Origin of the sequence: Acinetobacter sp. ESL0695 (assembly GCF_029392135.1) — a bacterium.
Taxonomy (GTDB): domain Bacteria; phylum Pseudomonadota; class Gammaproteobacteria; order Pseudomonadales; family Moraxellaceae; genus Acinetobacter; species Acinetobacter pollinis.
In genome coordinates this window covers 501857-514251 of sequence record NZ_CP113932.1, presented here as the reverse complement: position 1 = coordinate 514251, position 12395 = coordinate 501857, and the positions used below count along the sequence as shown (strand labels likewise).

Below are 12395 nucleotides of genomic sequence, written 5' to 3'. Positions count from 1 at the left end.
TGGGCTAATCCGAAGCTGAGTTATAGTGCGTTAAACCGATAATTTTAACCTATCAGTACTTATTTTCAATGCGCCACATCAACGATCTGTAGTTTTACATTGCTTTGTCTCAGACAAGCATGGAATTATCTAAAAAAATGCTATGAATGATCAACCCTTATCTTCGTCTTTCCACAAAAATAAACGGTTTGTCTGAAATTTTGTATATTTAAACAACTTCTGTGACACCATTCAGCTATACTTTTATTATTTCCTTCTAATAAATGGTTTTTATTGTGGCTATCGAATTTGTTGCAACATCGAAGCTTCCAACAGCTTTCGGTGATTTCTATATTAGTGTATTTCAAGATCCTCAAACAAAAGAAGAACACGTTGCGCTCACCAAAGGCTTAGAAACACCGCCAAATGGGCCAGTATTAGCACGTATTCATTCAGAATGCTTAACTGGAGATGCTTTTGCATCTTTAAAATGCGATTGCGGCCCTCAGCTCAAAGCAACGCAATCACTCATTGATCAAGCCGGACAAGGTATCATACTCTACTTACGACAAGAAGGTCGTGGCATTGGTTTAACAAATAAAATTCGTGCTTATGCTTTACAAGACCAAGGACACGATACTGTAGATGCAAACACAATGCTGAATTTACCTGCCGATGCGCGCAAGTACGACATGTGTAAAATTATTTTAGATCATTTTGGTATACATCAAATTAAATTAGTGACGAACAATCCGCTTAAAGTAGAAGCTATAGAATCTTTAGGTATCCAAATTACTGAGCGTGTTCCTCTAACTGTAGGACTGAACCCATTTAATGCCTCTTATTTAAAAACAAAGGTCAGTCGTATGTCACATCTTTATAAAGAAGATGACTTTTCAAAATAAAAAATCAATCAAACTTAGGGATTTTACCCATACAAAATCCCTTACTTTTTTTATGGATTTATGTTTTTATATGATCACTTTTATTTTATGTATGAGGCATTCATGCAGAATCCATCAAAGATAGATATTGAACGGGTCAGAACATTTTTACTCGATTTACAATTACGTATTTGTACAGCACTTGAAGAACAAGAAACAATTGGCGGCGGTAGCGAAAAATTTATTATTGATGACTGGGAACGTCCTGAAGGTGGTGGTGGACGTTCACGTGTACTTCAAAATGGTGAAGTTATAGAAAAAGGCGGCGTGATGTTTTCCCACATAAACATTCGTCAATTACCTGCATCAGCAACAGCGAGACACCCTGAAATTGCAGGTGCAAAGGCACAAGCACTCGGTGTATCACTGGTCATTCATCCTAAAAATCCAAACATTCCAACCTCTCATGCGAATATTCGTTTATTTGTCGCTGAACCTGAAGGAAAAGATCCTATTTGGTGGTTTGGTGGAGGCTTTGATTTAACACCTTTTTATCCACATGATGAAGATATTAAACATTGGCATCAAAACGCTTTTGATCTTTGCCAACCATTTGGTGAGAACGTATATAACGAACATAAAAAATGGTGCGATGACTACTTCTACTTGAAACATCGTGATGAGCAGCGTGGTGTAGGTGGTTTATTCTTTGATGATTTAAATTGTTGGGATTTCGAAACCTGCTTTAAGTATATACAAGCTGTAGGTAATGGCTACTTAACTGCAATTTTACCAATCTTTGAAAGAAACCGTGAAAAACCTTATACACCTGCTCAAAGAGAATTTCAGCTTTACCGACGTGGCCGTTATGTAGAGTTTAATTTGGTATACGATAGAGGAACAATTTTTGGTCTACAAACTGGTGGACGTATAGAATCGATTTTGGTCAGTCTTCCAAACCTAGTCAGTTGGTCTTATCGTCCTGAATGGGAAGAAAACTCAATTGAAAAGCGCCTAACAGACTACTATTTGAAGCCACATGACTGGCTTTCAGAGCTATAAAAACTAAATCAATATACAAAAGAGTAAAACTACTCTTTTGTATTACAATACATCTCGTTACTTTTTTAAATAAAAAATCTCGTATCTTAAGCAAAATTTCATATTATATTGGTCTTTACCGTTTACACTACTTGTTGTTTCTTTGATCAACCCAGTAAAGAAAATAGCAGGCCTATATTTTATGTTGAAGTTTTTAAATGAATATAAGTGGTTACTTATAATGAGTTGCCTCTTTCTCCTGATGCTCAGCTCCATTGGCATTACCGTAAGTTATAACGATGTTCTTTCCGATAGTATTTCCATCACCACAAGTATCCTTCTCGGTTTTACCCTATTCTTCACTCTCACTTCGTGCCTTGTAGAGAAGGTTCGTGATATTTGTAACCCTTCATAATTTGTTTGTTAGAACCGCAAGATGATTTACACCACTTTCTTTTACCGAATAAAAAAGCAGCCTATTTAAAGACTGCTTTTTTTACAACCGATGTTTTATTGTGTGATGTTTTTCACTTCATGCTCACCATCAACAACTGTTGCTTTACCATTCTCTGTATTGACTACTTTGAACTCAATACGACGATTACGGAATTTACCTTCAGCAGTCACATTGTCTGCAATTGGATTTTCAGCACCATATCCCACTGCAGTTAATTGATCTTTATTTACACCTTTCGATACTAAATAATCTAAAACTGATTGCGCACGGCGTTGAGATAATGTTTTGTTTGCTTCCGCATTACCTGTTGAGTCGGTATAACCTGCAACAGTTAATTTAACATTTGGCACGTTTTGGATAAGCTTCGCTGCTTCATCTAAAATTTCTTTATTTTTCTGTGGTAATACTTTTGATGCAGTTGGGAAATTAATAATCTGGATATTCAAAGCATTTGCAACATCTTGTGGCGTTGAATTTCCATTTAACATTGAAAGTGCTGATCTGCTTTTATCAATACTTGAATCTACAGATTGCTCTTCATTTAACGGTGTTGTTGCAGAAACGACTAATGTAGGTTCAACGGCTTTTATTTTCTCTACCAATTCATTCATTGATTTTGCATCAGGTGCATTTACAGTAATATGATTACCTTGCCAATCAATACTTGCATTCGGTACAGCTTTAATCTGATCCATCACTTGTTGGAATTTACTTACACCTTGTAAAGCAGTCGTGTAAGACGGATCTACAGTAATATCACATTTTACATTTGAGCCAAAGATTTGAGCTAAGCGCTTTTGCATTGCCTCAGACAAACTTTCATTTCCAACCGTTGCATGACATGCTTGTACTTGATTACCTACACCAGAAACCAGTGTAATTTGACTTTGCTCGGTATCTTGCTCTTCCTCATGATGTGCTTGAGCCATTTCTTGTGCAGTTGGCTCTGATGCCTCGTTATTTCGTGGAATTGGCATATCCATTTTATGTTGACAAGATTTCCAAAGGAAAATAACAATTAATGCCAAAATAATTAGACCAATAATAGGTAAAAGCTTCCCGAACATACCAGATTTTTTCTCAGGCTCTTTACTATAAACATGCTGAGACGATGCTTGTGTACCCAACGAGCTGCTTAAACCAAGTGCAGAAACTAGACCCGCACTCCACGCAGGAAAACTTGTCGCAATATCTTTTAAATGACTGGTAAGATAAGCACCAATTTTGTCTTGGCCAACTTCATCTTTTAAAGTTTTTACACTTAAAGGAATTGCTTGATCAAAAAGAGAGGTTACCGTTTTTTCAGGTAGACTATGATGTGTAGAGAACCCCTCTACTACCTGTCGAATAATTGGTGCTTGATTACCAAATAACGTATTTAAACCATTACTTTCTAAATTTACTGTAGACTGAATACGTTCAGGAAACTTATGTAATATCGATAATAATATTGGATAGAATTGAGCCAGCAATGATGATTTTTTATCAGCATCAATAGCAAGTTGTTGTTGATTAATAATTGCTGGTGTTACTTTTTCTTTCAGCAATTCGACAGGGTTTATAGACATTCTTATACTCCTCATAGGGAAATTGCGATTGTTTTTATCTTTTTACCATCGTAAATACGCCTTCATCGACGTAAATTCTTATTGGCTATGGCTATTATTTGTGCCTAAGTATGTGATTCGTTCATTTTACTTTTTTTTGCTATTGCTTCCTATGTGTTTATGTAAACGGTAAAAAAACTCATCTTTGATTCCCCTATTTTTATTCGTTTTCTTGTATATTTCTATTCACCATGACAATTATAGAGCGCCATATTATGCAAACAACTAAACACTTTGCAGTCATTGGAAATCCTATTGCACATTCAAGATCGCCTGAATTACACCAAGCATTTGCTCAAAAGACAGGAATAACTTTAGTCTATAACAAGCGATTGGCACAGATCGGACAATTTGAATCTAGCATTGATGAGTTTTTCAAGAATCATGGCACAGGTTTAAATGTGACAGTCCCTTTCAAAGAAGATGCTTTTAAGGCTTGCGATGTACTCACAGAGCGCGCAAAAATTGCAAAAGCTGTGAATACGCTTTGGCAAAAAGAGGGCAAACTTTACGGCGACAATACAGATGGACAAGGCCTTGTTAATGCAATCAATGCATTAGAGTGGCCACTCTCTCAGTCTAGAATTCTTATTTTAGGTGCAGGTGGTGCAACTCGAGGCGTGATCTTTCCACTTGCAGAGGCAGGTGCTCATGAGATTGTCATTGCAAACCGTACTCTCTCGCGTGCAACTCAACTTATACAAGATTTATCACCTCATATTCAAAATACCTCGCTCAATGCAGTTGGACTAGACCAACTAACAGGACATTTTGATATTGTGATTAATGCAACGTCTGCATCGCTTTCAGGAGATGCTCTTTTACTTCCTGAATCTTTAACTTTTAATTATGCTTATGAAATGGCATATGGAAAACCATCTCATTTTCTAGATGAAGCAAAAAAAAGGAACATTCCTTACGCAGATGGATTTGGCATGCTGGTTGGACAAGCGATTGAATCTTTCTATATTTGGAACGGTACAAGACCCAATCTCAAAGACTTTTTATAATATTTTCCCCATATTCTATAGTAGCAATATGGGGAAACTTCGCTTTATGCCAATACTTCAGCCAATAAATGTTCTGATGGTGCAAAATAGTATGCACCATCGACTGGCGTCACAAAATGTAATAAGCGATCATGTATACCATCGCCACTTGTACCGAACATACGCTTAAGCATTGCATCAATTCGACTTAACTCTTTTGTATATGCAACAAAGTAGAGGCCTTGTTCACCATGGCCATCACCATAAGGTAAGCTATGACGTAAGATTTCGAGCTCCTCACCTTCGTCATCTTCTACAACTGTACGACTAATGTGTGCATTCTCAGGCTTCACATCATCATCAAGTTCTATCGATTCAAGTTTTGTTCGACCAATTACTCGCTCTTGTGCATCTACTTTTAATCTTTGCCATTTTTCTAAATCATGAACATAACGCTGTGCAAATACAAATGTACCATCTGCAAATACACCATGTTCTGAGGAAAGCAATGTTGTTTCTGCACGATCTTCTTTAAATTGCGGGTTCTCTGTCCCATCTATAAAGCCTGTTAGATCACGACCATCTAGATAGCGAAAACAGGTTCTTTCTTCAAGTACTTCAACCTTTTCTCGTATGCCATGAAAAAATGCTTGGCTCAATGCAAAGCAGATATCTGTACGCTGACTCGCAATATGAATAAAAACATCACCAGGCACGACAGGCATATTAAAACTACCTTGCTCCACTTCAAGTTGTTTAAAATCTTGAGGGGAGTTTTTATAGAGTTTTGACCATGTTTCAGGCCCAAAAGCAATGCCTGTTTTCACTTGATCATTAGGATGCTGTGTAATGAGACGATTTCGTTCAGAGATCAGATTTTTAAGCTGATGTTTAAGTTCATCCACAGATAAATTTTTAAGGCGTATAACAATAAAGCGCGCATGATCTGATGGAAGTGGCAAAATCACGGATTGAGCAGTCATTTATAACTCCGAAATGCTGTGTAATTTATGGCTAGTTCCTGTCTTTAGTTTACCTTTAAATGAGGTAATGTAGATGATTTTATTCAAAATAAATCAATATCAACTTACCCGATTCAACCCCAAAAGATGGTTATAAAAATTCTTCTAAAACAGCATTCAAAAAGCGATATCCTCTATCAGTACAAACAATTCGTTCAGACTCTTTAGACAATAGTCCTTGATTATATAATTGTTGTAAGGAGTCATTTGCTGTCGTCAATTCGAGCCCTGTTCTCTGTTTATAGTAATCGGCAGGTACACCTTCTTTTAATCGAAGTGCATTCATCATAAATTCAAAAGGTAAATCATCAGATACAACTTTTTCAAAATTTATCATTGGCGCGGGTGTTTTTTCTAAATAGTCTTTTGGCAACCGAGTTTTTTGAAAACGGTATACACCATCTTCTTGAGTGACTTTGCCATGTGCACCTGCACCAATCGCTAGATAATCGCCAAACTGCCAATAATTCAAATTATGGAGTGATGGTTTTTCTTTACGCCATGCAGAAACTTCATAGTTGGTAAAGCCAGACTCAATAAGATACTTCTCACCTTCTTCTTGAATATCTGACAATATATTCTCAGAAGGCAGAATAGGTTGTGTTCTAAAGAACACTGTATTGGGCTCAATAGTAAGTTGATACCATGAAATATGGGTTGCACCATGATCAACCGCCATTTTTAAATCATATAATGCTTGTTCTAAGGTCTGTTCAGGCAAACCATGCATAAGGTCAACATTAACACGTTTAAAACCAGCTTTTTTTGCTTGTTGTATTGCATTAACTGCATTATCTGCACTATGGATACGGCCAAGCTTTGTTAAATGCGCTGTATTAAAAGTTTGCACGCCAATCGATAAGCGATTAATCCCTGCTTTGAGATATGCTTCAAAAGGTTCGTGCTCTAGTGTTCCTGGGTTAGCTTCTAGTGTAATTTCACAATTGTTGGAAAAATTGAGATGCTGTTTAAGCTGAGCAAATAACCACTGGTAACCTTCAGCAGAAATCAGCGAAGGTGTACCACCCCCAATAAATACACTCGTTATTTCACGGTCTTGAGCAAAATTTATCTGAGTTTTAAAATCTTCTACTAATGCATGTAAGTATTCTTTTTCAAGCTCTAATGACAATTGTTGACCGCCTGGCACAGTATGTGAGTTAAAGTCACAATATGGGCATTTTCGCACACACCAAGGCATATGAATATATAACGACAATGGTATACTTTGCGGTACTAAATCACTCAAGAAATTACTCAACTTCACATCAGGTCTAAGTTAATAATTTTAACATGACTTTTGAGTAAAGCTTAAAGTTTGCATCAATTTAAATAAGCACAAAAGTATTTTTATCATTGTATTTATTGTACTATCTGATCAAATTTAAATAATTTTTTCAAATCAGTGTAACGAGAAAAGGATCTCTCTTCACTTATAACAAGGCTGTCTTGTCCACTCTATACAGCACAAATTCTTCCGAGTAGTTTTTATGACAACTGTTGTTTCTTCGCGCATTGAGCTCAAACGCTTATTGTCTCTTATGATTCCTATTTTAATTACCCAGTTTGCCCAAGCAGGTCTAGGGCTTATAGATACAATTATGGCTGGACGATTTTCTGCTTTAGACTTGGCTGCCATTGCTGTGGGTGTAGGAATCTGGATTCCAGTTATGCTACTTTTTACAGGTATTTTATTGGCCACCACCCCATTAGTTGCAGAAGCTGTCGGCGCACATAATCGCCATGAGATTGGTCATATTGTACGTCAGTCTCTGTGGATGGCGGGAATATTAGGTTTCATTGCGTTAGTTCTTTTGCAATTCATGCCATATCTCTTGCCACTATTTAAAGTTCCTGAAGATTTACAACCTAAAGCTGGGTTATTTTTACACGCAATTGGTTTGGGTATGCCTGCTGTCTGTTTATATACCTCTTTACGTTGCTATTCAGAAGCGATTGGGAATCCCAGACCCGTTACTGCCATCAGTCTTTTATCCTTAGTTATTCTTATTCCACTAAACTATCTCTTTATGTATGGCTATGGCCCTATTCCTCGTATGGGAAGCGCGGGGTGTGGTTTTGCTACAGCAACTTTGCAGTGGCTGATGTTATTTAGCCTTATTCTATATATCTCTAAGGCTAAGATTTATCAAAAAGATCATATCTTTGCAGGTTTTGAAAAATTTAATGTTCTTCTTGCTAAGAGGCTACTTCTTTTAGGTTTTCCAATTGGACTGGCTATATTTTTTGAAGTCAGCGTATTTTCTACAGCTGCAATTATTTTAAGTACTTTGGGCGATACCGTCGTAGCTGCACATCAAATAGCCATATCTGTGACATCACAGCTCTTTATGCTACCTATGTCATTGGCAATAGCACTTACCATACGAGTAGGTACGTATTATGGTGAAAAAAACTTAGAAGCCATGCGTAAGGTTCAAAAAGTTGGCCTGATGACAGCAACTGTAATGGCTTGTTTAACCATGTCATTTATTGCACTATTTCGACATCAAATTATTAGTTTTTATACGCAAGATCAACATGTGGCTCATATTGCAGTTTATCTTTTACAATTTTGTATTGCCTATCAACTTATGGATGCATGGCAAGTCAGTGCGGCAGGCTGTTTACGCGGTATGCAAGACACCAAAGCACCGATGTGGGCAACCATGCTTGCTTACTGGGTAATCACACTTCCTCTAAGTATTTATTGGATTCGCTATGCATCTATGGGGCCACAAGCCGTTTGGATCAGCCTGATTATTGGGCTTGCGGTGGCATGTGCTTTATTACTTTCTAGACTTTATTTCAACAATAAAAAACTTGCACAAAAATATAAATCTTAATTTCTAGGGAGCATTGCTCCCTATTTTATTCAACTTTTTGTATTTAAGGCATCAACAATCGCTTCTACCAGTTGTTCACCAATTTTAAGTTTAGATGCTTTTTCTAATTGACGTTGATCAAAGTCATACTTTTTAGCAAAGAATACTGTCATAGCATTTTCATCTGCCCCAAAACCAATGTCTGTTCTAGAGACATCATTACATGCAATCATGTCTAATTTTTTCGAAATAAGCTTTCCGTTTGCATATTGCTCAATATTTTGAGTTTCAGCAGCAAACCCAACCATAAATGGTCTTTTTTCTTGTTGTGCAATAGTGGCAACAATATCTGGATTCTTAATTAATGCAATATCTAATGTATCGCCTGTTTTTTTTATTTTATGTGGTGCAATCTCAGCGACTCTGTAGTCTGCAACAGCCGCCGTTGCTATAAATATGTCACAGCCCTGATTTAGCATGTACATGCTTTCATCTAACATCTGTTGTGCTGAAACAATATTTTTACGTGTAACCCCATAAGGTGTGTTTAAAGTCACTGGCCCTGCAATTAAAGTTACATCTGCTCCTGCAGCATAACATGCACTTGCCAAAGCAAAACCCATTTTTCCAGTACTATGATTAGAAATATAGCGAACTGGATCTATCGCTTCACGGGTTGGGCCTGCTGTAATTGTTACCTTTTTACCTGCAAGAAGGCCAAACTGTTGTGTATATGCTCGCTCTTGTGTTTTAAAATATTCAAAAACTTGTTCTGCTAATGCCTCTGGCTCAGGCATTCGACCACGACCGATATCACCACACGCTTGCTCACCTGCATCTGGGATAATAATATGCATACCATCTTCAGTCAGTGTTTTTAAATTACGTTGTGTCGCTTTTGCAGCCCACATCTGTTGGTTCATTGCTGGCGCAATCCAAACAGGTGCCTTTGTTGCCAGATAAAGTGTCGTCAGCAGATCATCTGCTAACCCTTGTGCAAACTTAGCAATGACATCGCAACTTGCTGGTGCAACTAAAATTAAATCTGCCCAACGTGCCAATTCAATATGCCCCATACCTGCTTCCGCTTCAGGATCAAGCAATGTAGTATGTACAGGATTCGATGAAAGCGCTTGGAAAGTGAGTGGTGTAATAAATGCTTGTGCACCTTTTGTCATCACAACACGTACGTTAAAACCATAATCTTTGAGGCGGCGGACTAAAACAGCACTTTTGTATGCCGCAATTCCTCCTGTTACCGCCAAGATAATGTTTTTATTTAATTTTATATTGACATTTGAACTCACAGATAGAACACTCTTTACCTTGCAGTGGTGCTCACAATAGCACTAAACCGATATTCTCCCAAACTTAAATCTTAAAATGAAAGTCGATCGTTTTTCCATTAAGTCATGGCCTATTCAGGAACGGCCTCGTGAACGTTTAATTAAACAAGGTGCTGAAAGTCTTTCAGATGCTGAATTATTGGCTATTTTCCTCAGATCGGGATCAAAACAATATTCTGCTGTCGAGCTATCGCGTCGTTTAATTTTACATTTTGGTGGGTTAACACCAATTTTTGATTGCTCACTTGATGAATTAACCACATTTCATGGGATTGGAGAAACCAAATACGCTCAATTAATGGCAGTCAAGGAACTAGGTCGCCGTTATGTCGACAATGCTTACTTACAACAGCAACATGCATTTGATAGTTCTAAGAAAGTTATTGATTTTTTACGTTACCAATTACAGGGTGAAAAACAAGAAGTTTTTGCTGTACTTTGTTTAGATGCAGATTTATGTAAACTCAATTTTAAAAAATTATTTTTTGGCTCTATAAACACCTGCACTATTTCTATTAATCAAATGATGCGTCACGTTATTCAGCAGCATGCATCTCAAATTATTATTTGTCATACACATCCCTTTGGAAAAGCCACACCTTCTGCTGCCGACCATCAGCTTACTGAAAAGATTAAGCATGCTTGCGATTTAATTGAAGTTAAATTAATTGATCATTGCATTATTTCACCGACAGGTTCATTCTCTTTTGCAGAGAACCACTTCATATAGGCAGTTTTTTAGCTATATAAAGTCTGATGAAATTTTCAAAGTAATATTAATTATGATTATTCGAGATAAAAGCAATATTTTCCAAATTTTACTTGCTTGGCAAGGAACAGTCTTACCAAAAGTCTTACCCGAACTAATTGGCTTAATGCTTATTTCTACAATTATTGGTTTTTTGGCTTATTATCAAATCGTTCATATTCCTCAAGTACCTGCTATAGGGTTTACAATCTTTGGAATTATTCTTTCTATATTTTTAGGTTTTAGAAATAACACTTGCTATGCACGTTGGTGGGAAGGCCGAAAACTATGGGGATCACTTATTGCGAGCTCTAGACACATTGATAGAGACAGTAAAGTTCTTTCCCATATACGTAGAGAGCGTGTTCTTAATCATGTTATGGTTTTCTCAAGCACACTGCGAGATCGTTTACGTCATCAAACAGCCAATTTAGAACAGTTTATTGGAACGGTTGAATTAGATGAACAGTCTGTACAGCACCTTAATGATCAGCTAAATGCACCACAATATATGCTAAGCCTAATTCAGTGGGAGCTCCTACAAGCATATAAAGAAAAAGAAATTACGGATATATTATATACCCAAGTAAATAATCATACGATTGAGCTGGGTGCAGTTCAGGCAGGGTGCGATCGTATTGCAAGTACGCCTTTACCTTATGCTTACTCAGTTTTACTTAACCGAGCTGTTTATTGTTTTTGTTTCTTGCTTCCTTTTAGTTTAGGTTCAACACTCGGACTTTGGACACCTTTCCTTGTTGGTTTAATTGCCTATATGTTCTTAGGATTAGATAAGCTAAGTGCAGAACTTGAGGAACCATTTGGAACACAGAATAATGATTTACCCCTAGACTCGATCGTACGTCTTATTGAGCGAGAACTACTTAGCTCGCTTGGCAAACCACTTCCCCCTGTTATTGCTATAAAAAATCATAACTTAAGTTAGGTTTATTGTAGTTTTAATTATTATCCAATTTGAAGCTAACCTCTTGGATAATTTCTTTACTATGACTATTGAGGGTTTTGAATTGCTCTTGGGTCGCATCAAAGATGACTTTCTCACCTGAAATGGAAATGTCCTTGGCATTTAAACGTGTACTCGTCAGCGTTGTATTGCCTAAACCTTCTATGCCAATATGGTTGGCTGCAGTCAGGTCACTACTATTTTGTGAAATGGTTTGATGGTATGTCTTACTGCTTTCACCGATGGTAACTGGAGACTTCATAAAGGGTAAGCTTTTCAGTCCAATCGAAATGACTTTCGCCAGTTCTTTCATAAAACCACGATACCCCGATTGATGTTCGTTCCAATCTTCGTTTTGGGTTTCTATCGTAGAAATATGTATGTTTGGTGCTAAAGACTGCCCATCTGAATTGAGTTCATCATGGTTGGTATCTTTTTTAGTGTAGATAATTTGATGATCACACACTCTTAGGTGATACTATTGATCTGATACTGAGTTCAGAAACTATGCATAATCTCAAAAGTATATTACT

Annotated in this window: 11 protein-coding genes; 6 read left to right on the top strand and 5 right to left on the bottom strand. The window is 37.1% G+C overall.

What is annotated here, in order from left to right:
* Positions 1-275: 275 nt before the first annotated feature.
* Together ribA and hemF are read left to right on the top strand one after the other, a co-directional pair.
* Positions 276-884: a GTP cyclohydrolase II gene (gene ribA, locus OZX61_RS02410; RefSeq protein ID WP_277095215.1), complete on the top strand. Its 609-nt coding sequence runs from the start codon at positions 276-278 to the stop codon at positions 882-884.
* Positions 885-986: 102 nt separating this feature from the next.
* On the top strand, positions 987-1925 hold the full coding sequence (gene hemF, locus OZX61_RS02405) for an oxygen-dependent coproporphyrinogen oxidase (RefSeq protein ID WP_195772717.1): 939 nt from the start codon (positions 987-989) through the stop codon (positions 1923-1925).
* Between the two features lie 489 nt (positions 1926-2414).
* Here hemF and OZX61_RS02400 read toward each other — a convergent pair whose 3' ends face one another.
* On the bottom strand, positions 2415-3929 hold the full coding sequence (locus OZX61_RS02400; RefSeq protein ID WP_277095214.1) for an OmpA family protein: 1515 nt from the start codon (positions 3927-3929) through the stop codon (positions 2415-2417).
* 254 nt (positions 3930-4183) lie between these two features.
* Between OZX61_RS02400 and aroE the strand changes: the two genes are divergently transcribed.
* Positions 4184-4978: a shikimate dehydrogenase gene (aroE, locus tag OZX61_RS02395; protein WP_277095213.1), complete on the top strand. Its 795-nt coding sequence runs from the start codon at positions 4184-4186 to the stop codon at positions 4976-4978.
* A gap of 44 nt (positions 4979-5022) precedes the next feature.
* Here aroE and OZX61_RS02390 read toward each other — a convergent pair whose 3' ends face one another.
* Entirely contained in the window at positions 5023-5940 is a 918-nt protein-coding gene (locus OZX61_RS02390) for a Dyp-type peroxidase (protein ID WP_277095212.1), read from the bottom strand.
* A gap of 130 nt (positions 5941-6070) precedes the next feature.
* Positions 6071-7228, bottom strand: coding sequence for a radical SAM family heme chaperone HemW (hemW, locus tag OZX61_RS02385; protein ID WP_277095211.1), 1158 nt, complete (start codon positions 7226-7228; stop codon positions 6071-6073).
* 241 nt (positions 7229-7469) lie between these two features.
* Here hemW and OZX61_RS02380 point away from each other — a divergent pair, with 241 nt between their 5' ends.
* Positions 7470-8825: an MATE family efflux transporter gene (locus OZX61_RS02380; RefSeq protein ID WP_277095210.1), complete on the top strand. Its 1356-nt coding sequence runs from the start codon at positions 7470-7472 to the stop codon at positions 8823-8825.
* Positions 8826-8854: 29 nt separating this feature from the next.
* Here OZX61_RS02380 and coaBC read toward each other — a convergent pair whose 3' ends face one another.
* Complete coding sequence (gene coaBC, locus OZX61_RS02375; protein ID WP_277095209.1) at positions 8855-10111, bottom strand: bifunctional phosphopantothenoylcysteine decarboxylase/phosphopantothenate--cysteine ligase CoaBC; 1257 nt, start codon at positions 10109-10111, stop codon at positions 8855-8857.
* 76 nt (positions 10112-10187) lie between these two features.
* Between coaBC and radC the strand changes: the two genes are divergently transcribed.
* Positions 10188-10880 carry a DNA repair protein RadC gene (gene radC, locus OZX61_RS02370; protein WP_277095208.1) on the top strand — a complete coding sequence of 231 codons (693 nt, stop codon included), beginning with the start codon at positions 10188-10190 and terminating at the stop codon, positions 10878-10880.
* 52 nt (positions 10881-10932) lie between these two features.
* Positions 10933-11844 carry a bestrophin family protein gene (locus tag OZX61_RS02365; protein ID WP_277095207.1) on the top strand — a complete coding sequence of 304 codons (912 nt, stop codon included), beginning with the start codon at positions 10933-10935 and terminating at the stop codon, positions 11842-11844.
* 13 nt (positions 11845-11857) lie between these two features.
* Here OZX61_RS02365 and OZX61_RS02360 read toward each other — a convergent pair whose 3' ends face one another.
* Positions 11858-12328 carry a hypothetical protein gene (locus tag OZX61_RS02360; RefSeq protein ID WP_277095206.1) on the bottom strand — a complete coding sequence of 157 codons (471 nt, stop codon included), beginning with the start codon at positions 12326-12328 and terminating at the stop codon, positions 11858-11860.
* Positions 12329-12395 lie beyond the last annotated feature (67 nt).